Origin of the sequence: Marinobacter halotolerans (assembly GCF_008795985.1) — a bacterium.
GTDB lineage: Bacteria > Pseudomonadota > Gammaproteobacteria > Pseudomonadales > Oleiphilaceae > Marinobacter > Marinobacter halotolerans.
In genome coordinates this window covers 1337820-1360818 of record NZ_VMHP01000001.1, presented here as the reverse complement: position 1 = coordinate 1360818, position 22999 = coordinate 1337820, and the positions used below count along the sequence as shown (strand labels likewise).

Below are 22999 nucleotides of genomic sequence, written 5' to 3'. Positions count from 1 at the left end.
ACCAGCAGGCGAACCATGACGGCACAGGATTCTCCGACCAGATCACTGCAACTGACCGAAGAAGGGCAGCTGCGCCATTTTCTGACCCTGGACGGTCTTAATCGGGCGCTGCTGACGGACATTCTCGACACAGCGGATTCCTTCATTGAAGTTGGCGAGCGCAGCATCAAAAAAGTGCCACTGCTGCGCGGCCGCACCGTGGTCAATCTGTTTTTTGAATCCAGCACCCGTACCCGCAGCACCTTTGAGCTGGCCGCTAAGCGCCTGTCGGCGGATGTGCTCAATCTGGACATCAACACCTCCGCCACCTCCAAGGGCGAGTCCCTGTCGGACACGCTGCTGAATCTGGAAGCCATGGCCAGCGACATGTTCGTGGTACGCCATTCCCAGAGTGGCGCGCCCCATTTTATTGCCGAAAGCGTGACCCCGGGTGTGGCCATCATTAACGCCGGGGACGGGCGCCATGCCCATCCGACCCAGGCGATGCTGGACATGCTCACCATCCGCCAGCACAAGGGGCGTTTTGAAGGCCTTAAAGTCGCGATCGTTGGCGATGTGCTTCATTCCAGAGTGGCACGCTCCCAGATCCGGGCGTTGCAGGAGCTGGGTGTTGCCCAAGTTCGGGTTATCGCCCCTGCCACGCTCCTGCCACGGGACGTTGAAGCGCTCGGGTGCAGAGTGGAATACGATATGGCCCGGGGGATGAAGGACCTGGACGTGGTGATCATGCTGCGCCTGCAGAAAGAACGGATGGAAGGCGCCCTGCTGCCCAGCGAGCGAGAATTTTACCGGCTTTATGGCCTCAACCAGGAAAAGCTGGGGCTGGCCGACCCGGAATGCATCGTCATGCACCCCGGACCCATTAACCGGGGGGTGGAAATTGAGTCCGCGGTGGCGGACGGCCCCCAGTCCGTCATTCTCGACCAGGTGACCAACGGCATCGCCATCCGCATGGCAGTGATGTCCATGGCCATGGGCGGACAGATGGCCGATCGAAACCGACAGTCAGCAGAAAGGAACGCCCTGTGAGTGTTACCAGCAAGCAGTCATCAACGGACCTGGCCCTGGTCGGCGGTCGTCTTGCAACCACCGATGAAGCGGTGACTCTGGTTATTCGGGACGGCCGGATTGCCAGCGTGGGCCGGCCGGAGCCAGACCAGCAGGCAAAGCAGACCGTCGATATCAGTGGATGCCTGATCAGCCCCGGGTTCGTGGATCTGTGCTGCAATCTGCGGGAGCCGGGAAACGGCCAGAAAGGCAACATAGCCTCTGAAAGCCGGGCAGCGGCCCACGGCGGTTTTACGACTCTCTGTGCCTCCCCCGAGACCTCCCCGGTCAACGATTCCGGTGCGGTCACCAACCTGATTCTTGATGTGTCGGCCAAGCGTTCCTCGGTAAGGATTCTGCCGATTGGCGCCATTACGCGTGGCCTGGAAGGTGAGCTGCTCAGCGATATGGCGGGTCTGTCCGGTGCTGGCTGTATTGCGCTGGGCAACGGTAGCCGGCCGGTCAGCAATGCCCGGGTACTTCGTCGCTGTATGGCCTATGCCCAGACCTTCGGCCTGACCGTTATGTTCAGCCCGGAGAACCGGGCGCTGGCGGCGGATGGCTACGCACACGACGGGCTGGTGGCCTCAAGGCTGGGATTGCTGGGTATTCCTGAGGTTGCCGAAACCGCGGCAGTGATGGAGATGCTGCTACTGGCAGAGGAAACCGGCGTACGCCTGCATCTGAGTCAGTTGTCCTGCGCCCGCAGCGTCGACATGCTCAACGATGCCCGCCAGCGCGGAATTGCCGTGACCGCCGACGTGGCAATGCATCAGCTTCTGTTCACCGACCTGGCACTGGCTGGATTCGACAGTCGGTATCATGTGCGCCCGCCATTGCGTGGCGAGAGTGACCGACTGGCCCTGATAGCCGGTGTGCGCGACGGTGTGATTGACGCTATCACCAGCCAGCATCTGCCCCATGATTCCGCTGCCAAACAGGCGCCTCTGGCGGCTACCGAACCCGGCCTCTCCACCATTGAGACAACCCTGTCCATGGGCCTGATGCTGGTGGAGCGCGGTGAGCTGTCCCGGCAACAGTTATGTCGGGCGCTGACCGAAGGACCGGCGTCGGTGATTGGGCGCCATGCGGTCATTGAGCCGGGGGCGCCGGCCGACCTCTGCGTATTTGACCCCGGCGCGTCCTGGACACCCTCGGCCCGTACCCTCTGCTCTGTCGGACTTCACCATCCGTTTCCTTCCGGATCTGCGCCGGCGGTTTCGCTGCCGGGCGTCGTTCGCCTGACGCTCTGCAACGGTGAATCCGTCTGGTCCTCTGAAACTGACTAGCACGTCAGCCCGGGCCAGAAGTGTGGCCGAAGTGGCCCAACCTCTGTCGAGCCTGTCACATTTTGTTACTTTTTGCCGCTAAGCCCTTGAATAAGGGCACCTCTGCCAACGTATTCTTGCATTATCCGAACTAGTTTCCCGTCTCGGTAATCGACGCACACACGGATGTGTCGATGCCACAAAAATAATGCAGGAGTTGTCCCTTGAAACCATTCAATCTACCGCGAAAAGCCATCGCGACCGCAGCGCTTTGCGCCGGCCTGGTGCTTTCCCCGTTCGCTCAAGCCGAGTCTGAGTTCATCGAACGCAGTTTCTGCGTATTTGACCCGGTTGGCGCCAATGGCCCGCTGTTTGCCATTGCCAAAACCTTCGAGCCCGTTGCCCTGAAACACGGCATCAAGTTCAACCTCCGTGCCTATACAGATGAAAAGGTGGCCGCCGAGGATTTCAAGGCCGGTCAGTGCGATGGTGTTCTGCTTACCGGCACCCGTGCCCGTGAATTCAACAAGTTCACCGGAAGCCTGGAAGCGATCGGAGCCGTGCCCGGTGAAGAGGAAATGCGTCTGCTCTACAACACGCTGAGCCAGCCCAAAGCCCGTTCCCTGATGATTGATGGTGCCTACGAAGTGGCGGGGGTTTTGCCGGCCGGAGCCATATACTTGCACACCCGCGACAGAGGCATCGATACGGTGGAGAAACTGCAGGGCAAACGGATTGCCACGCTGGATTACGATGCCGCGTCCGTGCGCATGGTTCGCCACGTGGGGGCGTCCGTCGTGGGGGCTAACTCCGCCAACTTTGCGGGCAAGTTCAATAACGGCAGTGTTGATCTTGCTTATGCTCCGGCTGTGGCCTATCAGCCTATGGAGCTTTACAAAGGGGTGAATCCGGACGGGGCGGTGGTGAAGTACGCGCTGGGTTACATGAATTTCCAGATCGTCATCCACCGGGAACGCTTTCCGGATGAGGCCAGCAGCTTCATCCGCGAGCAGGCGATGAGCAAGCTGGATGAGGCTTACCAGATCATCGCCAAGGCCGAGTCCGAAATTCCTTCCGATGTCTGGCTGCATCTGCCCCAGGAAAAACGTGCCGAATACGACAAGATGCTGAAACAGGTGCGGCTGTCACTGACTGAGGACGGCATTTTCGACGAGCGCGCTATCAATCTGATGAAGGCAATCCGTTGCCGCGTCAATGGCTCGCGCTCGGAGTGCGCGTCCTGATTCTGACCGGATGCGTTCCGCGGGGGCCCGGGCCGGCCCCCGCTTCCTTTGAGTGAGAAGCTCAGCGAATAGCGTCTTTCAAAGCTTTACCTGCTTTAAACCCGACCGTTTTGCTTGCCGGAATGCGGATGCTGGCGCCTGTCTGGGGATTGCGACCTTCCCTCGCTTCACGGTGGCGAACGTTGAAGGTGCCGAAGCCGATCAGCGTTATATCCTCGCCACGGGCCGCGGCTGCGGAAACCTGGTCTGTGAAGGCGGTAATGACTTCGTTGGCTTTTTCACGAGTGAGGCCGGTCTCGTCGGATACGGCAGCGGCAAGCTCGGGTTTGCGCATAGGTTGCTCCTTGTGTTGATTCGCGGGGCTGACGCGGTACGCGTTTCAGCTGCCCAAAGCTATAGCGGTTCGTCCCCGATTCTGCAAATACAGACCTTAACGGAATTTAACCCGCTGCCCGTGTTTGCGGCGCGGGTCTCATAAAAACAGATGCTTGTCAGGGATAATGCCTGCTCAAGTTACAAACAGTTACAGGGCGGCTCTGCAGCGCGCGTACGCCAAAATAAGTAGAAGGTGCAAGATTATGATGTTCGATCTGCAAACTCAGAGCCAGTCGGGACTCCCTGCCGACGGCATTGCAAAGTGGTTGACCCTGACGCTGGTCCTCACCCTGCTGTCCGGCTGCGGTGCTATCAACAACATGATGTACAAAACCACTGGCGACGTCATGCAGGGCTTCTCCCGCGATCATACCGTTCCCTATCTGCTTGAAAGCAATGACCTGGCCATGGGATGTGCCATGAGTGAGGCGACGGCACCGCTGCTGATGTCTTTCGGGCGTGTCACCACCGAGCCGGATCAGTTGGCCGTTATGCTGTACCTGTCTGCTGGCGGTTGCGCCGAGGAACACGCCCGGGAATACGAGCTGACCGGAATTGCCGCCATGCGGAATCTGGAAGCCGACCAGGCGCAGGATGCCATCATCCGTCAGAAGCGCGCGCTTGCCCTGGCGGCGGAGCGATATTTCTCGGCCTGGAAGTATCACAACTCCTTCTACGGCAAGCCGGTGGAAGGTGAGTGCCCGGCCTTCGATGACGATCTGGGCGAATTCATCTATCTGGCTGGTCTGCTGTCCGGGCTTCAGGCACTCAATGCGGAAATTCAGTCCACCTCGGCAATCGGGGTACCCAAGAATATCGGGTCAACCGTTGCCCGTGCCACCCAGTGCCTGGACAACGAAAAGTGGTGGGGTGCGCCTATGGCACTCCGGGCGACGGTCTGGGCTATGATCCCAGGCGCGCTGCCGGAAGGTGAGGATCCCTTTGTGAGGCTGAAAATTGCCGACAAGCAGGGAGAGGCAGAAGGCGTGCGAATCAGCCATGTTTTTCACGCCATCGCCGCCCAGAACAAGGGCGATCGTGAGCGACTGCGCTCGATCATCCGCAGCCATGCCGAGTCAATTGAACAAACGCCGTCCAACGAGAAATGGCGGTTTGTGGATGCCATGGCGACACAGATGATTGTCGCGATTTCCGACCGCCTGTGGATGGAGAATGCCGGGCACCGAACGCCCATGGGCCAGCTCGGTAACTTCTGGGACGACGAGAAGGAACCGGTGGAAACCATGGATCTTGAAGGTCTGCTGTAAACCCCATATTGCCGAGTGAGTTGTTATGTCCCAAGGTGGTTTTCGCCGTAGTTGGCTGGAATGGTTCTCGTCTTTCCCGGCCTGTCTTTTACTGCTGTCGGTGGTCCTCTTCTCGACCAGCAGTGATATCCACAATCAGATGCTGCGTGGTGGGGAGCAGCTGTGGAGCGGCTATTACAAGCTGCGTATGGACCCGGTCAAGCCAACCTGTGATCCCGATCGGGACGTGGATACTGTGGTTGCGGAAGAAATCCGCAAAAACGAAACCTCACAGGACCCCATGGCGGCCCTGCTGGGCGAAAGCCAAGTAGATCCGGCGGAATTGCGCGTGGCTGTCGAGCGCTCACTGGAGGACTGCCGCCAGCGCCACGAGTCGTTCGAAAACCTGCAGGGGAAGTTGACCACCGGGGTAAAGGCCTATCGTGCGGTTGAGCTTTTCATTGCTGATCTGATTGCCCTGGGGCTGGAATCCCAGCGCTTCATTCTGGTGATTCTGGTAATGCTCTGCGCCGTGACCGCCACGCTGACTCGCCATCATATCGCCATGCGTGCCATGGAAACGCGGCTCGATTATCTGGTCTCCCATGCGCTCCAGACTGTGGCCAACGTCATGTTGCTGGGCTCAAGCGTTATCTTCCGGCAGATGAGTTTTGGCGCTGACGCGTCAGTGTCCAGCATCGAGTTGGCGCTGCACAACTGTTGGATTGCCGGCTTTGCGGCGCTGACGCTGGCCAGCCTGTATCGACTTTTCCGGGTTCCGAAGGATCTGCAGGCCGGTGGTGACCCGAACAAGGCGTTCATGGCAGTACCGCTTTATACCGTGATGTGCCTGATTTCCGGTACCTACTTTGCAATGATCGGTCATGCCTCGGGTATCGGTATCTACCTCGGCAAGATGATGGAGCTGTCTGACATGTTTCTGAATGTCGGACTTTACGTGTGGGTTGGCATGATGCTGAAACAGACCCGGCTCGCCACCCTGGTTTTCAACGTTTTCCGTCCCTGGCGCATGCCCCCCGAAATGCTGGCGGTGGTTGCCGTGCTGGTTGCTGCCGTGCCCACTGCCTATACCGGCGCATCCGGAATATTCGTGATTGCGGCCGGCGCCGTCATCTACAGCGAACTGCGTGCCGCCGGTGCCCGCCGGCACCTGGCCCTTGCGGCCACGGCCATGTCCGGCTCTCTCGGTGTTGTGCTGCGCCCCTGCCTGCTGGTGGTGGTGATTGCCTATCTCAATCGGGAGGTAACAACCGACGAGTTGTTCGGATGGGGTATCTGGGTCTTCGTGTTGACCGCCATCATGTTCTCTGCGGTTGCGCTGACCGTGAACCGCCAGAACGGTTTTAATCTGGCGCCCGCCTCTGAAGCCACGGCCCCGACACTTGTGGCGCTGAAAAAGCTGATTCCCTATGTGCTGGTGATTGCAGCGGTGGTGCTTTTCTATCGGCTGGCGCTGGACGTATCCATGGATGAGTTCTCGGCACCCAGGCTACTGCCGGTGATCATGCTGGCGATTCTGGTCTACGAGCATTTCAGTTTGCGCAGGACCAGGAAGCGCGCAAATCCTGAAGTAAATCACCAGGGCCTGGAACGTAGCGTGCGCTCCGCCACCAATGATACCACGGCCGAGATCGGGGCGCTGCTGCTGCTGCTCGGGTTGTCCGTCAGCATCGGTGGCGTGATCGAGCGTTCCCACATCATGGGCAGTGTTCCACAGTCCTTCGACAGCGTCTGGGCGGCCATGCTGCTGATGGTGGTCATTCTGGTCATTCTGGGCATGATAATGGATGCCTTTGGCGCCGTGATTCTGGTTTCCGCGACGGTTGCCAGCATCGCTTATGGCAGCGGCATTCATCCGGTCCATTTCTGGATGGTGACGCTGGTCGCTTTCGAGCTGGGGTATCTAAGCCCACCGGTGGCACTGAACCATCTGTTGACCCGGCAGGTTGTCGGTGAGGAAGAGGTGCTTGCGGCACAGAATGAGCAGGGTACTTTCTATCAGCGTCATGAACGAATCATCATGCCACTGATAGCCATGGGCATTTCATTGGTGGTGGTGGCGTTCATACCGCTGATTTTCTATACCTGAGGAAGCGTGCAATGCTAATGATCGGGGCCTCGGGTTTTGCCGTTAACTCTGGCTTGACCACGGGGCCGCAGACGCTTCGATAATGTCATCTACCAGCATCTCTGCTGTTTTCATGGTGCGCTCCTTCCAGTCTGACATGTCCACCAGTTGCGCAACGGCATGATTGCGCAGACTGACAAACCCGTGAATCACCGACCAGACCCGGATGGCGGCATCCTGCTTTTCAGGTTTTCTGGCGGTCCCCGGCAGTAGCGTGCCCACCAGTTCCGTCAGGCGTTCAAAGGCTTCAATCCCGGCCATTCTGGCATCGGCAGACGGTTCGTAACTGCCGTCCAGTTTGCCGAATATCAGGCTGTAGTGGGCTTCCAGTTTCTCGGCATTGTTCAGGTAGTTGCGCGATGCCTGCAAGACGGCGTCTCTGGGCGTCTGGTTCCGGGTGTCGACGTTTAGTGCCCTTGAGACGGCTTCGAACCCTTCGATATACAGTGCGTCCAGTATCCCCTGCTTGCCCTTGAAATGGCTGTAGATGCCAATCGTAGACACCCCCGCCTTGCTGGCAATCGCCTTTGTCGACGTTCTTCTGGAAGAGACCGACGCCAATATCATCATGGTGGACAAGCATCACAAGCCGGGCGGCCACTGGAACCTGGCCTATCCGTTCGTCACTTTGCACCAGCCGTCGGCCTATTACGGCGTCAGTTCCTGTGAGCTGAGTAAGGGGCGCAAGGATCAGGTTGGTCTGAACAAAGGCCTGAACGATCTGGCCACGGGCGCGGAAATCAGCGCCTATTTTGACGACGTGATGCGACACCGGTTTTTGCCCACGGGCCGGGTTCAGTATTTTCCCATGTGTGACTACCTGGGTGATGGCCGCTTCCAGTCCTGTCTGACCGGCGAGACCTATCAGGTGAGCGCTGGCAAAACGGTGGACGCCACTTATCTGAAGACCTCAGTGCCGGCCAATCACACTCCGGGCTTCAGTATTGCTCCGGGGGTTCGCTCCATGCCCCTTAACGACCTGCCGACAGTAAGCGAGCCACCGGTGGGATTTGTCGTCATCGGCGGTGGCAAGACCGGCATTGATGCCTGCCTCTGGCTGTTGGAAAACGGGGTCGATCCGGACCGGATTCAATGGATTGTGTCCCGCGACGCCTGGCTGCTGGACCGTCGCAATACCCAGCCCACCGAGGAATTCTTCGAATACACCATTGGAGCCATGGCCAATCAGTTCGAGGCCATTGCCCGTTCGGAGTCAATTCCGGACCTGTTCGACCGGCTGGAAGCCGTCGGCGTGTTGTTGCGGCTTGATCCGACGGTGCGCCCCAGTATGTTCCACGGTGCAACGGTCAGCCAGGACGAGCTGGCCCAGCTTCGTCGCATCCGCCAAGTGGTGCGTCTGGGTCGGGTGACCGCCCTGGAGCCGGACTGCATTCATCTGGAGCAGGGCAGGCTAGACACCAGCCCGGATCATCTGCACATTGACTGTTCAGCCAGCGCCATCAGCAATCTGGAGACGCGGCCGATCTTTGCAGGTGACCTGATCACCCCGCAGACCGTGCGGTCTTACCAACCGGTTTTCAGCGCGGCGTTCATCGCTCATATCGAGGCCGCCTACGGGAAAGAATCAGACAAAAACCGGCTGTGTGGCGTGGTGCCGCTGCCCAATCACGACACCGACTGGATCCGGATGATGATCGGCATGATGATGAACCAGTATCAGTGGTCGCAGCACAAAGAGATCCGGCAGTGGCTGGTGAACAATCGCCTGGATGGCATGAGCCGGATGATCCGGGACATTGACCGGAGCGACTTGGCAAAACAGGACATCCTGAAACGAGTGCGAGACAGCGCCATGCCCGCCATGGCAAAACTTCAGGCCTATGCGGCCGACATCAGATCACAGAATCAGGCATCACAGGAGGCATGACAATGGCGGAATTTCAGGTTCAGAAACACCGGTTCTCGGAGACGAGGCTGGTTCAGAATGAACAGACCGACCGGCAGCCGGAAGCCGGCGCGGGCGAAATTGTGGTGAAAATCCAGTCGTTTTCCTTTACCGCCAACAACATTACCTATGCGGCTGCCGGTGATCAGCTGGGTTACTGGCAGTTCTTTCCACCGAAAGGCAAGGACACTGAGGGCTGGGGTGTCATTCCCGTCTGGGGCTTTGCCGAAGTCGTGGAGTCAGACCATCCGGAGGTTGCCGTGGGAGAGCGCCTGTTCGGTTATTTTCCCCCGGCTTCCTTTCTGACCCTCAAGCCCACCCGGGTCTCTGCCCAGCGTCTGTTTGACGGTGCGGAGCACCGGGCAAAACTGCCGGCCGGCTACAACAGCTACAGTCGGGTGGATTTCGAACCGGGCTATGACCCGGCCACAGACGCCGAGCGCATGCTGCTGTGGCCTCTGCATATCACCTCGTTCTGCCTCTGGGACCAGCTCCAGGAAAATGGCTGGTACGGCGCGGAACAGGTGGTGATTCTGAGCGCCTCCAGCAAAACCAGTATTGGCCTGGCGTACGCCCTGGAGTCAGATGATTCCGCGCCCCGGTCCATCGCGCTGACGTCCGCCCGCAATCTGGAACTGGTCCGTTCACTGGGCGTTTATGACCAGTGCCTGGACTATGGTTCGCTGGCCGAGCTTGATGCGTCAAGGCCGACGGTGATCGTGGACATGTCGGGCAGTGGCGATCTACTGGGCCAGCTGCAGGCGCATCTGGGCGACAGGATGCGCTATTGCATCAACGTGGGACTGACCCATTGGGACGAATTCAAACCGGCGGCCGGTATGCCGAAAGAGCGCACCGAGTTCTTTTTTGCGCCGGGCCATATCCAGAAGCGGATGAAAGACTGGGGCCCGGAGGGCTTCGCTGACCGGACGGCGCATTTCCTTCGAGATACCGCCCGCAAGAGCCGGCAGTGGCTGAAGCTCCATGAAATCGACGGCCTGGAGGGTCTGGCGGAGGTTTATCCCACCGTGTGCAATGGCCAGCGTCCGGCGGACGAGGGGCTGATTGTACGGCTTGGCGGATGATGGAACTTTAACCTCTCATGAGCGTGTTGTCTGCTAGCCTTAGTGCAACGTTGTATCAACAGGAGGTAATGCCATGTCGTCTATCCGAGTGTATCTACGTCAGATTTCTCTGTTCATGATCCTGGCCATGGGTCTGGCGACGACCTGGTCCGCAACCGCTACGGCCGGTGTTGTTGGCACCGGAGACGTGTTGACCGAGCAGCGGGCCGAGGTGGATCGCCAGTCCCTGATGACCATGCTGGAACGCCAGGAGGTGCAGGAAGCGCTCGGCACCATGGGTGTCGACAAGTCCGAGGTAGAATCCCGCATTCAGAGTCTGACGCCGGCGGAGCTTGCCGACTTCAACGAGCAATTGGCAGAAGCGCCCGTCGGGCAGGATGTGGTGGGCATCATTGTTCTCTTCCTGTTGGTGTTCATTGTGACGGACATGCTGTGCGCCACAAACATCTTCAGCTTCATCAACTGTATTCGCTAGAACGGCGGTGACAGGATTTCTCAGGGTGCTGACCGGCACCCTTGTCCTGTTTGTGGCTGGCTGTGCCAGCGTCCCGCCATGGCCGGAAACAACAGCCGGAGCCAGTCAGGCGCCGGTTCAGCTCAATGTGCCTTTCTTTCCCCAAGAGCGTTATCAGTGCGGCCCAGCAGCCCTTGCAACCATGCTGGCCAGCCAGGGCGTGGCTGTAACGCCGGAGGAACTGGTGCCCAAAGTCTATCTGCCGGAGCGCGAGGGCAGTCTGAAAGTGGAGCTGGTTGCCGCTGCCCGTCAGTATGGGCGACTGGTGTATCCGCTGGAGGCAGAGCTGGCGGTTATGTTCGCCGAGATTGATGCCGGTCACCCGGTGCTGGTGATGCAGAATCTCGGTTTCGACTGGTTTCCCCAATGGCACTTTGCCGTGGTGGTTGGGTACGACACTGAAAACCGCGATCTGATCCTTCACACCGATACCCGTCGCGCCAACCGGCAGCCCATCAGTGTGTTTTACCGCACCTGGGACCGTGCAGGGAAGTGGGCTGCGGTTATTCTGCCCCCCGGTGAGTTCCCCGCCACGGCAGAGCCCTTGGCTTATCTGGAGGCGGCCCAGGATCTGGAGGTAACAGGCCAGCAGGACGCTGCCTTTGCTGCTTATCGGTCGGCCTTCCAGCGCTGGCCGGATCAGCCCGCGGCGGTGCTCGGCATGGGCAATATTTCGTTCGCCCGCGAGCACTGGGCTAGGGCAGCGGGTTTCTATGACGACCTTGTGGAAAGGTTCCCGACCTTGGCACCCGGATGGAACAATCTGGCCCATGCGCTGGCCCGTGTCGGATGCCAGAACGAGGCAGCGGAAGCGCTTGCCTGTGCTAATCGTCTGCGCAAAGACCACTACCCGTCGGATTTACCCGAACCCGCCTCGTCAGCCGGAAAATTCAGTTGCCCGACGCTCCGCTGTCCGCTTACTGACTGATTCCGGCGGTCATAAAAAAAGCGCCGTGCCGGTTTGCGACAGGGCGCTTTTTTCATTCGGTCGACGTCAGGCCTTGGGGCCTGCATCGACGATGGCGTCAGAGACGTCAAACTTCTTGAAGTTTTCCACAAACTGACCGATCAGCTCGGCCGCTTTGGCGTCGTAGTCGGCTTCGCTGGCCCAGGTGTTGCGCGGGTTCAGCAGTTTGCTGTCAACCCCGGGAACCGATGTCGGCACATCCAGGTTCAGGGTGGGCAGGTGCTCGGTGTCGGTGTCATCCAGATCGCCGTTCTGAATCGCCGCGATAACCGCACGAGTCGTGGGGATGCTGAAGCGCTCGCCCACGCCGAAGGGGCCACCAGTCCAGCCGGTGTTAACCAGAAAGACCTTGCTGCCGAACTCATCCATGCGCTTCATCAACAGCTCGGCGTAAACGCCGGCCGGGCGCGGGAAGAAGGGCGCCCCGAAGCAGGTGGAGAAGGTGGCTTTCAGTTTGGAGGAAGATCCCATTTCGGTAGAACCCACCAGCGCGGTGTAGCCGCTCAGGAAGTGGTAGGCCGCCGCTTCCTTGCTCAGAATCGATACGGGTGGCAGAACGCCCGTCATGTCGCAGGTCAGGAAAACGATGTGGGACGGCTCGCCGGCACGGTTTTCCAGAACCCGTTTTTCGACGTGCTCCAGCGGGTAGGCGCAGCGAGAGTTTTCGGTCAGGGAAACGTCGGTGTAGTCCGGTTCGCGAGTCTCCGGATTGACACTGACGTTCTCAACGATGGCACCAAAACGGATGGCGTCCCAGATGATTGGCTCGTTCTTCTGGCTCAGGTCGATGCACTTGGCGTAGCAGCCACCTTCAATGTTGAAGACCGTGCCCGGGCCCCAACCATGCTCGTCGTCACCAATCAGGAAGCGATCCGGATCGGCCGAGAGGGTGGTTTTGCCGGTACCGGACAGGCCAAAGAACAGGCAGGTCTCGCCGTCTTCACCCACGTTGGCAGAGCAATGCATGGGCAGCACGTCTTTTTCCGGCAGCAGGAAGTTCTGAACCGAGAACATGGCCTTTTTCATCTCGCCGGCGTAGTGCATGCCGGCCAGAAGTACTTTACGCTTGGCAAAGTTGATGATCACGCAGCCGTTGCTGTTGGTGCCGTCCCGCTCGGGTTCGCATTCAAAATTGGCAGCGTTGAGAATTTGCCATTCCTGTTTGTCTGCCGGGTTGTAGCTTTCCGGGACAATAAACAGGTTGCGACCGAACAGGTTCTGCCAGGCAGTCTCGGTGGTCATCTTGACGGGCAGGTAGTGCTCAGGGTCGGAGCCCACGTGAACGTGGGAGACAAAGCTTTCCTGTTCCGCAATGTAGGCCTCGACACGATCCCAGAGGGCATCGAACTTGTCGGCGTCAAATGGGCGGTTGATTGGCCCCCAGTGAATATCGTCAGAGGTGCTGGGCTCCTTGACGATGAAACGGTCCATGGGCGACCGGCCGGTACGCTCACCGGTTTCAACCACCAGTGAACCGTTTGCTGCCAGTTTGCCTTCGCCTCGTTCAAGTGCCAGCTCAACCAGTGGTGCTGCACTCAGATCATGATAGCTATTACTCACTTCGACCTCGCCCTCGGGGTGTGCTCGTGATCAGTCAGGCGCGCTATTATGCCAGAGGCGCCGGTGAAAAACGACTGCTCTGTAAGCCGCTCTATGACTGGGTTTCAGGCTTTTCAAGCGCCTTAGTGTAACGTATGTCCGGTGAAAAGGTGATCAATGTCGTTTCTATCGAAGCGATAGTGAGCGTGGCAGAACTGGCAGTCCATTTCGATGGATCCCTGTTCTTCAAGAATGTCGTAGCACTCGTCCTTGCCAATGGCTTCCAGGGCGCTCAACGTGCGCTCGCGGGAGCAACTGCAGCGGAAAGCCACGGGCTCGGCGTCGAACAGCCGCACGGTTTCCTCATGGAACAGCCGGTGCAGGAGGGTTTCGCTATCAAGATTGAGCAGTTCCTCGGCTTCGACCGTGCTGGCCAAGTGGTTGAGGCGGTCCCAGAGGTCGGCGTCCTGTTCCGTGTCGCCCGGCATTTTCTGCAGCATAAGGCCGGCACTGCCATGCTCGCCGGCGAACAGGAAGAAGCTGGTGGGGATCTGCTCCGAGCGCTCGAAATACTCTTTCAGGCAGCCTGCCAGGTCGGGCTCTTCCCTGGGCACAACCCCCTGATAGCGCTGGCCCTTGTCCGGGGAAATGGTGATAGCCATTCGGCCCTCGCCCAGCAAGGACTCCAGACTGTCGCGGGTGACGGCCTGCTCATCGTAGCGGGCTATGCCGCGGATAAAGCGATCATGGCTGCACTCTGCCATCAGGGTGCTGACCGGGCCATCGCCCTGGGCCTGGATCGACAGCGTGCCTTCGAATTTCAGCGTGCTACTCATCAGCACACTGGCCGCCAGGGATTCTCCCAGCACCCGTCGGACGGAATCCGGATAAGGCGCCTGGCTGCCGATCTCGTTGTAGCTCTTTTCGAGCTTGACCCAGGCGCCCCGCACCTGGCTGTCCTCAAACAGGAATCGTTGGAACTGGTCCCCGGATGCCATAACTGTGTCTCCTGAAGATAAGAATCTGATACTGAAATCTGAATGGAAGTCTGAGTCGGGAAGCGATGGCGCGGAACGACCCGTCAGAGGCCGTTCTGCTCGCGGAAACGCTGGATGTCCCGGCGGTCCTTCTTGGAGGGGCGCCGGGCCGGGGGAAGCTGGGCGGCCTGCATGGTTTTGCGTTGCCAGGCCAGATCTTCACGGCGTTTCACGCTGTCTTCGGTTTCGTGGTAAAGCGTCTGCGCCTCGGGAGCGCTTCTTCGACGATCACTGATGTCGTCGACAACCACGATGCGTTCCTGCCAGCCAAGCCGCAGTGTTACGGTTGCACCGGTTTCTACCAGCTTGCCCGGTTTGGTTCGCTGGCTGTTGTAGTGCACCTTGCCACCTTCGATGGCCTGTTTTGCCAGGTTACGGGTCTTGTAAAACCTGGCGGCCCAGAGCCACTTGTCCAGTCGCACACGGTTGTCGTCAGTGGTGGTTGCCGTCATGTCTCCCCGCCTGATGGACGTCTGCTCATAGTATAACGGCCTCACGCTCCGGATGGCAGGGGCGAAAGGCTCTGTAGCCCGGGAATGATCTCGTCGAAATGGTGAATAGAGGGAATCTCCGGATGCGGCTCGTTCGCTGCCCGTTGGCTGTCCGGTGCCAGTATGGCCAGACACTGGCCGATGCCTGCCTGGCGCGCGCTTTCCAGAACCGGAAAGCTGTCGTCCACCATCAGGGTGGCTGACGGCCGATAGGGCTGAAGGCTGTCCAGATCCCGCCAGAAGGCGGGGTCTTCCTTGGCTTTGCCCAGTTCATGGCTGGAAACGATGGCGTCGACGTGCCGAGCCAGGCCCGTGCGTTCCAGTTTCAGAGCGAGGGGGTCGGGGTGGCAGTTGGTGACGATGACGGACCGCAGGCCGGCTCGTCGCAGCGCATCCAGGAAACCCGTCACATGGGGGCGGTAGCCGATCCGTTCGCCCACCTCGGCTTTCAGGCCGGTTATGTCGAGAGACAGGCGGTTGCTCCAGTAATCCGTGCAGTACCAGTTTAGCGAGCCTCGCTCCGACATGATCATCGGCACAATAAGATCCCGGGCCTGCTCGGGGCTCAGACCATTGTGATCAGCGTAGCGGCGGGGCAGGTGTTCCAGCCAGAAATGGTTGTCGAAATGCAGGTCAAGCAGCGTTCCATCCATGTCGAGGAACACCGTGTCGAGAGAATGCCAGTCCACCATAAATGCAAACAGCCTGAAGTTGATATGGCTTCAGGCTGCCGAAGAACGGCCCGGATGGCAACCGGGGAATTTACGGATCAGTTGCTGGCGGTGCGCTCGACCTGTTCCGGCTTCCGTCCGTTACGGGTGCAGCCCAGGCAGCGCACAAAGGTCGCCTTGGCAGGGCCGAGGACCAAAGTTTCCCCGGCCTCTTCCGCATTACCGCCAAGCAGTGAGAAAGGCAGTGACACAACATACACAACGCTACCGACAACGGTCGTTGCAAACAGAACGGGCCGCGCGAACAGGGCGTCTCCGGTCATGGCCAGTGCAGAGGGGCTTTCATCAATGGCCTGGGCATGTCCGGCTGAAGAAAAGGCCAGCAGGCAGACGGTCAGGGCTGTGATCACTATGTGGGAAATCTTACCGCTCATGTCTCGTTTCTCCTAAACAGTTCGCCCCATGGTAGCCCAGGACGATAAATACTCTGTTAACTATGAATCATATTTGCGTATTTTCAAACGATTTTTCAGTTGCACGGCCTCTTCAGCGCTGGCATCTGCCGCAATAAACCGTGGAACGCTGGTTCATTCGGATTTCTTTCAGGAGCTGGCCGCATTCCCGGCAGGGTTCTCCGCCGCGGCCATAAACCAGAAGGGACTGGGCGAAATATCCAGGCTTTCCATCGCTGTTCACAAAATCCCGCAGGGTGGTCCCGCCCATCAGGATGGCCGCAGACAGGGTTTCCCGGATGGCTTCGGTCAGGCGATGGTAGCGGCTCAGGCTGATACGCCCTGCCGCCCGCTTCGGGTGTATGCCGGCCTTGAACAGTGCCTCGTTGGCGTAGATGTTGCCCACGCCCACCACCACTCGGTTGTCCATGATGAATGATTTCACCGGGGTCTGTTTACCCCCGGCGAGCCGGTGGAGCATCGGGCCATTGAACTCCGGTGCCAGGGGTTCCGGTCCAAGACTGGCCAGAAGCTGGTGAGTGTCCGGTGTTTCCGACCAGAGCCAGCAGCCGAACCGTCGCGGGTCATTGAAGCGCAACCTGATACCGCTCTGTAACCTTAGCTCGATGTGATCGTGCTTCAGAGGCTCACTGTCATCGGTGATGACCCGAAGGCTGCCGGACATGCCCAGATGGACAATCAGGCTGCCGGCCAGGTCGTTTTTTGTGACCCGTATCAACAGATATTTGGCCCGCCGGTCAACCTCCGTAATGGTGGCGCCTGCGAGAAGGTCGGGCAGATTTGCCGGCACGGGCCACCGCAGCCGGCTGTCTCTCACGACAATTCCGGCAATTACCTGGCCTTCGCAGTGTGGGGCAATGCCGCGACGGGTGGTCTCAACTTCGGGTAACTCAGGCAATTCAGTGGCTCCGGGCTGATGGTGGATACACGTTAATGTAATCAGTCACAAAAGCGTATAGAAACCCTGTTGTTATGGTGAACAACTGTACGCTAGAGTATCAGGGTTGGGTCCGGGCCTGCCTTCGTTCTGAAGGGACATGTTGCCGGACCCCGTGATTTCGAAAGAGGAATAGTCCATGTGGTATAACGGTCTTCTGGACCTGTCGGTGATGCAGCTTATTCTGGTTGCGCTGGGATTAACACACGTCACCATCATCAGCGTTACGCTCTACCTGCATCGTCACTCTGCCCACAATTCCCTGGATCTGCACCCGGTTCTGGCGCACTTCTTCCGGTTCTGGCTGTGGCTGACCACAGCAACCAACACCAAGCAGTGGACCGCAATCCACCGCAAGCACCACGCCAAGTGCGAAACCGAAGACGACCCCCACAGCCCGGTTGTGCTGGGTATTCGCAAGGTGCTTTTGCAGGGGGCCGAGCTCTATGACGAGGCAGGCACCGAAGAAACCCTCCAGAAATACGGCCAACGCACGCCCGAGGACTGGATTGAACGCAATCTATACAGCCGTCACAAGATGCTGGGCATCCAGTTGATGGCGGTTATTGACCTGATGTTGTTCGGCGTGAACGGCATCTGGATCTGGGCGCTGCAGATGATGTGGATTCCGGTCTGGGCCGCCGGCGTGGTTAACGGTATTGGCCATTTTATGGGTTATCGCAATTTCGAGTGTGCCGACAACGCCCGGAACATTTCGCCGCTGGGTCTCCTGATTGGTGGTGAAGAGCTTCACAACAACCACCATACCTACCCGAACTCTTCCAAGCTTTCCCGCCGCTGGTACGAAGTGGATATCGGTTGGGGCTATATCCGCCTTTTCCAGGCGCTTCGTCTGGCCACGCCCAAGGGCTACCGTCCGATTGCCCACCATGTTCCCGGTAAGCAGGATGTAGATGTGGAAACGGTGCAGGCGATTGCCAACAACCGCTTTGACATCATGCGCCAGTATCGCAAGCGGGTGATGGAGCCGGTGCTTCGCCAACAGAAGTCACTGATGGACGATGAGATCCGTCCGCGTTATCGCAAGATCCGTCGGCTGCTGTCCCGCGAGATTACTCTGATCAAGCCCGCGGAGAAGGAGCATCTGGAATCGGCGCTGGAGAGCAATCAGGCGCTGCGCCAGATCTACGAGATGAGTCACGAACTGCAGGCACTCTGGCGTCGTCGTGGCGTGAAGCCCCAGGAAAAGCTGCAGGCACTGATGCAATGGTGCCGTGAGGCAGAGGCCAGTGGCATTCGCTACCTGGAAGATTTTGCCACTCATTTGCGGGCCTATTCGTTGCGCCCTGCGGCCTGAACGACTAGAAGCCTTCTACCCTTAACAGACAGTAGGCCACCTGGCCTGCTGTTTTCTGTTTCAGCAGGTTCCATCCTTGCGGAGCGGTTGGCATTGGCAGACCGCTTTCATGCTCCACGTATATCCAGCTACCCGGCTTCACCCACTGATTATCCGCGATCATGGGAAACAGCTTCTCCAGCCAGCCCTGCCTGAACGGCGGATCCATGAACACAATGTCGAACGGTCTGGCCGGTGATTTGCCCAGAAAGCTGTCGATACTCTGGCAGGCGACCTCCCCGCTTTCTGAGTTCAGCAGCCGCAGGTTGCTGCGCAGGGCCTGGGCCAGTGCCGGCGTATGGTCAACAAATACGGCTGTGCTCGCGCCCCGGGACAGGGCTTCCAGCCCCAGGGCGCCGGAGCCGGCGAACAGATCCAGGCAGTGGCTGCCGGCCAGGTGAAAAGACAGCCAGTTGAAAAGGGTCTCACGGGTGCGTGCCGGGGTGGGGCGAACACCTCCGGCATCGGGGAAGCGCAGTTTGCGGCTGCGCCAGTCGCCGCCGATGATGCTCAGTTCTCCGCCTGCTGACGGTCGCTTTGGGGTTTTTCGGGCCATGACTGTGTTTATCTGATCCTGCGAATGCATTGGTGGTGCGGGTGAAGATCATGGTACGACGGTTCGGATGATCAATCACTTCCCACGGACAGTCTGTTAGAATACCGGCTTTCTTTTATCCCGCGAATCCTACGATCAATGGTATGACTATGATGGCAGAGTGGATTTCCATCGGGCTACTGGCCTTTCTTGTTCTTGTCTTTGTCTCGGACCTGTTTGCCCGGCGACCGCCAAAGCCCCGCGCCAGGGCGGTACCGCAGAAAAAGCCGGAACCACAGCCCGGGGCAGCCCCAAAAAAAGAAGCAGGGCTCGAGCCCTCTGCCGAAGCTGAAGCTCCAGAGCCTGCCGGGATTCCGCCAGAACCTGAAGCTCCGGCTGCGAAGCCTGAGCCGGAAGCGCCGCAGGTCAGCGTATTCGAGCGGGTTCGTCGCGGCCTTGGTAAAACCCGGGAAAATCTGACCGGTGGCTTTTCCGGATTATTCTCTCTGGGCAAGAAGATTGACAGCGATCTGCTGGAAGAGATTGAAACCACCCTGTTGATGGCCGATGTGGGGGTAACCGCCACCACCGAAATCATCGACTCGCTGACGGACAAGCTTGAACGCAACCAGCTCAAGGACGGCGAAGCACTGCGTAAAGCGCTGAGAGATGAGCTTCACGGTCTGCTGGCCAACGTAACCCGGCCCCTGGAAATTGATGACAGCAAGAAGCCCTACGTGATCCTGATGGTAGGCGTGAATGGCGTTGGTAAAACCACCACCATCGGCAAACTCACTAAGCTGTTCCAGCGTGACGGCAAGTCGGTGATGCTGGCAGCCGGCGATACCTTCCGGGCTGCTGCCGTGGAACAGCTTCAGGTTTGGGGTGAGCGCAACAATGTACCGGTGATTGCCCAGCATACCGGGGCAGACAGCGCGTCGGTGATTTACGATGCGGTGCAATCAGCCAAGTCCCGTGGTGTTGACGTGGTGATTGCCGACACGGCCGGGCGCCTGCAGAACAAGGACAACCTGATGAGCGAGCTGGAAAAGGTCGTTCGCGTGATGAAGAAAATTGACGAGACGGCGCCCCACGAGGTCATGCTGGTGCTGGATGCCGGCACCGGGCAGAATGCCCTTAGCCAGGCCCAGGTGTTCCAGCAGGCGGTTGGCGTCAGCGGTATCACTCTGACCAAGCTGGACGGTACTGCCAAGGGCGGCATCGTATTCGCCATTGCCCGCCAGTTGCAGTTACCCATTCGGTATATCGGGGTCGGGGAGCAGGTGGATGATTTGCGCAGTTTCGATGCGCAGACTTTTGTTGAAGCCCTGTTTGATGAAACCCCGGAACGTGCCCCGGAGGCATAGCTCTGAATGATTGAGTTCCGCCAGGTCACCAAGCGTTACGACAGCGATCACACCGCGCTGCGGCAGGTTAATTTTGGCCTCGATCGCGGTGAGCTGGCGTTTCTCACCGGCCATTCCGGCGCCGGTAAGAGTACCCTGCTCAAACTCATTATGGTAATGGAGCGCCCCAGCGCGGGCGAGGTTGTGGTGGGCGGACAGGTGTTGAGCCGGCTTCCCCGTCGCCAGGTGCCCTATATCCGACGCCACATCGGCGTGGTGTTTCAGAACCACCAGCTGCTGTTTGATCGCACGGTGTTCGATAACGTGGCCATGCCCCTGGAAGTGATGGGCGTACCCGCGCGGGATATTGGCCGGCGGGTGCGGGCAGCGCTGGACAAGGTCGGTTTGCTGAGCAAGGAAAAGATGAACCCGTTGCAGCTGTCCGGGGGCGAGCAGCAGCGCGTCGGTATTGCCCGCGCCGTGGTGAACAAGCCCCCGGTTCTGCTGGCGGATGAGCCCACCGGTAACCTGGACCCGCAGCTTTCCTCCGACATCATGGGATTGTTTGCCGAGTTCAGCCAGGTCGGGGTGACGGTGCTGATCGCGACTCACGATATCGCTCTGATCAATGAACTTGGGCGGCGTACGCTGACCCTGGATCAGGGCCGCCTGGTGTCCGGGGGCAGGGGGCTGAATGGCTGAGTCTGGTAACCGCCGCAAAGAACCATCCCGGGGTGCCCGGGCATCAAAGTCGCCGCTGGCACAACAGGCCTCCAGTTACTTTAGCCACCATCGCAAGGTGGCGCGGGACAGCGCCCGCAGGCTCTGGCAGGCGCCGGTGGCCAGTACCATGACCTGGACGGTGATGGGGGTGGCGCTTGCCCTGCCGGTGGCCCTGATGTTGCTGCTTGCCAGTCTTCAGGGAGTTAGCGCCGGCTGGGAGAGTTCGGCACGGGTAACGGCCTATCTGGCACAGGACGTTACCCTGGATCAGGCCGAGGCTCTCAGGAAAAATGTCGGCAACGATAGCCGGGTCGCCGGAGTTGAGCTGATTGACCGGGATACTGCGCTGAAGGAATTCCGCGCGTCGTCCGGCCTCGAGGATGCACTGGATTATCTCAATGAAAATCCCCTGCCTCACACGCTCCTGGTGACCCCCAGTGACGGTTCCCGAACGGCTGACGGCATCCAGACACTGCTTGCGGTCGTCGAGGGCATGGAAGGCGTGGATCAGGTGCAGGTGGATCTGGGCTGGCTGCAACGCCTTAACGCCATGACCGAACTGCTTGAGCGAGCGGTCTGGGCTCTGGCCATTCTGTTGGCGGCGGCCGTGGTGCTGGTGATTGGCAACACGGTCCGTCTGTCGATCGAGAACCGGCGGGACGAGATTCTGGTGGCCAAGCTGGTGGGCGGTACCGATGCGTTTGTGCGCCGTCCCTTTCTTTATACCGGCGCCTGGTTCGGGCTGGGTGGTGGCGTGGTTGCCTGGTTGCTTCTGCAGGTATCGTTATGGTGGCTCAGTGGCCCGGTAGAGCGTCTTGCGGGGCTTTACCGCAGTGATTTTTCACTAAGCGGCCTGACCTTTGATGGTGTGCTGGCGTTGATAATCGCAGCGATGTTGTTAGGCTGGTTGGGCGCCTGGGTTGCAGTCAAGCGCCACCTGGATGACATTGAGCCGGGCGAGATTGCAGGTGGGTGATCCCGGGTCTCGGGAATGCCGTATTGCAATGTTCATCAGTTGCGGCGTAGTTTAGATGGAGAGGTAGTAAATGTTTAAACGCGTCAGGCAGTTGATTCTAAAGCGTTTATAGGGAATTTGAGGAACTTTTTCAGATCTTGGCGGTCCTAGATTAAGTTGATATATTTATCGGCCGTCATATCCGGAGGGATAGTATGAGCACGAACTTACAGGTTCTCGACAGACTGGTTCCCGGCGCCAACCTTGAATCCTATATTCAGGCGGCAGCGCGGATTCCGGTACTTTCTGTCGAAGAGGAGCGTAAGCTTTCAGAGCGGCTGCATTACGAAGGTGATGTTGACGCAGCGAGGGAGTTGGTGCTGTCTCACCTCCGGTTTGTGATCCACATTGCGCGCAGCTATGCCGGTTATGGCCTGAACCAGGCAGATCTGATTCAGGAAGGCAACGTTGGCCTGATGAAGGCGGTGAAGCGATTTAATCCGGAATACGGTGTTCGTCTGGTCTCCTTTGCGGTGCACTGGATCAAGGCTGAAATTCACGAGTTCATCCTGCGCAACTGGCGCATCGTGAAAGTGGCCACTACCAAGGCCCAGCGTAAGTTGTTCTTTAATCTGCGCAGCCAGAAGAAGCGCCTGGCGTGGCTCAGCCACGACGAGGTGAACGCTGTGGCGGCGGATCTGGGGGTTGAGCCGAAGGTTGTCCGCGAGATGGAAGGCCGATTGGCCTCCCACGACACGGCGTTTGACGGTCCCCAGGATGATGACGACGACAATGCCTATCAGGCACCCGCGTATTTCCTGGAAGATCAGCGCAGCAATCCGGCTACCCAGTTGGAGCAGGCGGACTGGACGGATGATTCCAACGGTCGGCTGATGGCCGCTCTGGGCGAGTTGGATGAGCGCAGCCAGGATATTCTCCGCGAGCGCTGGTTGTCTGACAGCAAGTCGACGCTGCACGATCTGGCTGACAGGTATGGTGTTTCTGCCGAGCGGATTCGTCAGCTTGAAAAGAACGCCATGAAGAAAATTCGGATGCAAATGACGGCGGATACCGAAGCTGCCTGATTGACGTCTGAGAAGGACGTAATGAAACGCCACCACCCTCGCGGGCTG

The 22999-nt window shown here is 59.0% G+C and carries 22 protein-coding genes and 1 pseudogene; 14 read left to right on the top strand and 9 right to left on the bottom strand.

Features of this window, described 5'->3' with window-relative positions:
* Positions 1–15 precede the first annotated feature (15 nt).
* The 3 genes from FPL19_RS06390 (at position 16) to FPL19_RS06380 (ending at position 3559) form a co-directional block, all read left to right on the top strand.
* Positions 16–1029: an aspartate carbamoyltransferase catalytic subunit gene (locus tag FPL19_RS06390; RefSeq protein ID WP_150911629.1), complete on the top strand. Its 1014-nt coding sequence runs from the start codon at positions 16–18 to the stop codon at positions 1027–1029.
* Positions 1026–2336, top strand: a complete 1311-nt coding sequence (locus FPL19_RS06385) for a dihydroorotase (protein WP_150911628.1) — start codon at positions 1026–1028, stop codon at positions 2334–2336. Before FPL19_RS06390 ends, FPL19_RS06385 begins: the two co-directional genes overlap by 4 nt.
* Before the next feature lie 203 nt (positions 2337–2539).
* Complete coding sequence (locus tag FPL19_RS06380) at positions 2540–3559, top strand: putative solute-binding protein (protein ID WP_150911627.1); 1020 nt, start codon at positions 2540–2542, stop codon at positions 3557–3559.
* Positions 3560–3620: 61 nt separating this feature from the next.
* On the opposite strand, the pseudogene FPL19_RS06375 reads toward FPL19_RS06380, so the two are convergent.
* Positions 3621–3896, bottom strand: a pseudogene (locus FPL19_RS06375) (HU family DNA-binding protein); the annotation flags it as partial.
* A gap of 358 nt (positions 3897–4254) precedes the next feature.
* Here FPL19_RS06375 and FPL19_RS06370 point away from each other — a divergent pair.
* Both FPL19_RS06370 and FPL19_RS06365 read left to right on the top strand, forming a co-directional pair.
* The gene (locus FPL19_RS06370; protein WP_225314380.1) at positions 4255–5202 is read left to right on the top strand and encodes a hypothetical protein; all 948 of its coding nucleotides are present in this window, start codon (positions 4255–4257) and stop codon (positions 5200–5202) included.
* A gap of 25 nt (positions 5203–5227) precedes the next feature.
* Entirely contained in the window at positions 5228–7291 is a 2064-nt protein-coding gene (locus FPL19_RS06365; RefSeq protein WP_150911625.1) for a TRAP transporter large permease subunit, read from the top strand.
* Between the two features lie 42 nt (positions 7292–7333).
* Here the strand turns inward: FPL19_RS06365 and FPL19_RS06360 are convergent, their stop codons facing one another.
* Positions 7334–7834, bottom strand: coding sequence for a TetR-like C-terminal domain-containing protein (locus FPL19_RS06360; RefSeq protein ID WP_191965224.1), 501 nt, complete (start codon positions 7832–7834; stop codon positions 7334–7336).
* Between FPL19_RS06360 and FPL19_RS06355 the strand changes: the two genes are divergently transcribed.
* From FPL19_RS06355 to FPL19_RS06340, 4 genes are all read left to right on the top strand, one after another.
* Positions 7818–9218 carry an NAD(P)/FAD-dependent oxidoreductase gene (locus tag FPL19_RS06355; RefSeq protein WP_150911623.1) on the top strand — a complete coding sequence of 467 codons (1401 nt, stop codon included), beginning with the start codon at positions 7818–7820 and terminating at the stop codon, positions 9216–9218. The two genes, FPL19_RS06360 and FPL19_RS06355, sit on opposite strands and share 17 nt — an antisense overlap.
* 2 nt (positions 9219–9220) lie before the next feature.
* Complete coding sequence (locus tag FPL19_RS06350) at positions 9221–10321, top strand: DUF2855 family protein (protein ID WP_150911622.1); 1101 nt, start codon at positions 9221–9223, stop codon at positions 10319–10321.
* Positions 10322–10394: 73 nt separating this feature from the next.
* The gene (locus FPL19_RS06345; protein WP_150911621.1) at positions 10395–10796 is read left to right on the top strand and encodes a PA2779 family protein; all 402 of its coding nucleotides are present in this window, start codon (positions 10395–10397) and stop codon (positions 10794–10796) included.
* 7 nt (positions 10797–10803) lie between these two features.
* Positions 10804–11763, top strand: coding sequence for a PA2778 family cysteine peptidase (locus tag FPL19_RS06340; protein ID WP_150911620.1), 960 nt, complete (start codon positions 10804–10806; stop codon positions 11761–11763).
* Between the two features lie 66 nt (positions 11764–11829).
* On the opposite strand, the gene FPL19_RS06335 is transcribed toward FPL19_RS06340, so the two are convergent.
* The 6 genes from FPL19_RS06335 to mutM form a co-directional block, all read right to left on the bottom strand.
* Positions 11830–13362 carry a phosphoenolpyruvate carboxykinase gene (locus tag FPL19_RS06335; RefSeq protein WP_150911619.1) on the bottom strand — a complete coding sequence of 511 codons (1533 nt, stop codon included), beginning with the start codon at positions 13360–13362 and terminating at the stop codon, positions 11830–11832.
* 122 nt (positions 13363–13484) lie between these two features.
* Entirely contained in the window at positions 13485–14339 is an 855-nt protein-coding gene (hslO, locus tag FPL19_RS06330) for an Hsp33 family molecular chaperone HslO (RefSeq protein ID WP_150911618.1), read from the bottom strand.
* Between the two features lie 83 nt (positions 14340–14422).
* Positions 14423–14830 carry a ribosome-associated heat shock protein Hsp15 gene (hslR, locus tag FPL19_RS06325; RefSeq protein ID WP_150911617.1) on the bottom strand — a complete coding sequence of 136 codons (408 nt, stop codon included), beginning with the start codon at positions 14828–14830 and terminating at the stop codon, positions 14423–14425.
* 41 nt (positions 14831–14871) lie between these two features.
* Entirely contained in the window at positions 14872–15561 is a 690-nt protein-coding gene (yrfG, locus tag FPL19_RS06320) for a GMP/IMP nucleotidase (protein ID WP_150911616.1), read from the bottom strand.
* A 77-nt stretch (positions 15562–15638) separates the two neighbouring features.
* Positions 15639–15974, bottom strand: a complete 336-nt coding sequence (locus FPL19_RS06315; protein ID WP_150911615.1) for a hypothetical protein — start codon at positions 15972–15974, stop codon at positions 15639–15641.
* 112 nt (positions 15975–16086) lie between these two features.
* A complete protein-coding gene (gene mutM, locus FPL19_RS06310) occupies positions 16087–16911 on the bottom strand; it encodes a bifunctional DNA-formamidopyrimidine glycosylase/DNA-(apurinic or apyrimidinic site) lyase (RefSeq protein WP_150911614.1) in 825 nt (274 codons plus the stop codon).
* A gap of 178 nt (positions 16912–17089) precedes the next feature.
* Between mutM and FPL19_RS06305 the strand changes: the two genes are divergently transcribed.
* Positions 17090–18268, top strand: a complete 1179-nt coding sequence (locus FPL19_RS06305) for a DesA family fatty acid desaturase (protein ID WP_150911613.1) — start codon at positions 17090–17092, stop codon at positions 18266–18268.
* 4 nt (positions 18269–18272) lie between these two features.
* Here the strand turns inward: FPL19_RS06305 and rsmD are convergent, their stop codons facing one another.
* Positions 18273–18863, bottom strand: a complete 591-nt coding sequence (gene rsmD, locus FPL19_RS06300) for a 16S rRNA (guanine(966)-N(2))-methyltransferase RsmD (RefSeq protein ID WP_150911612.1) — start codon at positions 18861–18863, stop codon at positions 18273–18275.
* Between the two features lie 149 nt (positions 18864–19012).
* Between rsmD and ftsY the strand changes: the two genes are divergently transcribed.
* From ftsY to rpoH, 4 genes are all read left to right on the top strand, one after another.
* Positions 19013–20209, top strand: a complete 1197-nt coding sequence (ftsY, locus tag FPL19_RS06295) for a signal recognition particle-docking protein FtsY (protein ID WP_150912421.1) — start codon at positions 19013–19015, stop codon at positions 20207–20209.
* A 6-nt stretch (positions 20210–20215) separates the two neighbouring features.
* Positions 20216–20890, top strand: a complete 675-nt coding sequence (gene ftsE / locus FPL19_RS06290; protein ID WP_150911611.1) for a cell division ATP-binding protein FtsE — start codon at positions 20216–20218, stop codon at positions 20888–20890.
* Entirely contained in the window at positions 20883–21887 is a 1005-nt protein-coding gene (ftsX, locus tag FPL19_RS06285) for a permease-like cell division protein FtsX (RefSeq protein WP_150911610.1), read from the top strand. The genes ftsE and ftsX overlap by 8 nt, the downstream gene beginning before the upstream one ends.
* 194 nt (positions 21888–22081) lie before the next feature.
* Positions 22082–22951, top strand: a complete 870-nt coding sequence (gene rpoH, locus FPL19_RS06280; RefSeq protein WP_150911609.1) for an RNA polymerase sigma factor RpoH — start codon at positions 22082–22084, stop codon at positions 22949–22951.
* Positions 22952–22999: the final 48 nt, after the last annotated feature.

Bases quoted from the DNA above. Each gene is read 5' to 3' on its own strand.
- FPL19_RS06390 (WP_150911629.1), top strand. From the start codon at position 16: ATGACGGCACAGGATTCTCCGACCAGATCACTGCAACTGACCGAAGAA.
- FPL19_RS06370 (WP_225314380.1), top strand. From the start codon at position 4,255: ATGATGTACAAAACCACTGGCGACGTCATGCAGGGCTTCTCCCGCGAT.
- FPL19_RS06365 (WP_150911625.1), top strand. From the start codon at position 5,228: ATGTCCCAAGGTGGTTTTCGCCGTAGTTGGCTGGAATGGTTCTCGTCT.
- FPL19_RS06355 (WP_150911623.1), top strand. From the start codon at position 7,818: ATGCCAATCGTAGACACCCCCGCCTTGCTGGCAATCGCCTTTGTCGAC.
- FPL19_RS06350 (WP_150911622.1), top strand. From the start codon at position 9,221: ATGGCGGAATTTCAGGTTCAGAAACACCGGTTCTCGGAGACGAGGCTG.
- FPL19_RS06345 (WP_150911621.1), top strand. From the start codon at position 10,395: ATGTCGTCTATCCGAGTGTATCTACGTCAGATTTCTCTGTTCATGATC.
- hslO (WP_150911618.1), bottom strand. From the start codon at position 14,339: ATGGCATCCGGGGACCAGTTCCAACGATTCCTGTTTGAGGACAGCCAG.
- hslR (WP_150911617.1), bottom strand. From the start codon at position 14,830: ATGACGGCAACCACCACTGACGACAACCGTGTGCGACTGGACAAGTGG.
- yrfG (WP_150911616.1), bottom strand. From the start codon at position 15,561: ATGGTGGACTGGCATTCTCTCGACACGGTGTTCCTCGACATGGATGGA.
- FPL19_RS06315 (WP_150911615.1), bottom strand. From the start codon at position 15,974: ATGAGCGGTAAGATTTCCCACATAGTGATCACAGCCCTGACCGTCTGC.
- FPL19_RS06305 (WP_150911613.1), top strand. From the start codon at position 17,090: ATGTGGTATAACGGTCTTCTGGACCTGTCGGTGATGCAGCTTATTCTG.
- rsmD (WP_150911612.1), bottom strand. From the start codon at position 18,863: ATGGCCCGAAAAACCCCAAAGCGACCGTCAGCAGGCGGAGAACTGAGC.
- ftsY (WP_150912421.1), top strand. From the start codon at position 19,013: ATGATGGCAGAGTGGATTTCCATCGGGCTACTGGCCTTTCTTGTTCTT.
- ftsE (WP_150911611.1), top strand. From the start codon at position 20,216: ATGATTGAGTTCCGCCAGGTCACCAAGCGTTACGACAGCGATCACACC.
- ftsX (WP_150911610.1), top strand. From the start codon at position 20,883: ATGGCTGAGTCTGGTAACCGCCGCAAAGAACCATCCCGGGGTGCCCGG.
- rpoH (WP_150911609.1), top strand. From the start codon at position 22,082: ATGAGCACGAACTTACAGGTTCTCGACAGACTGGTTCCCGGCGCCAAC.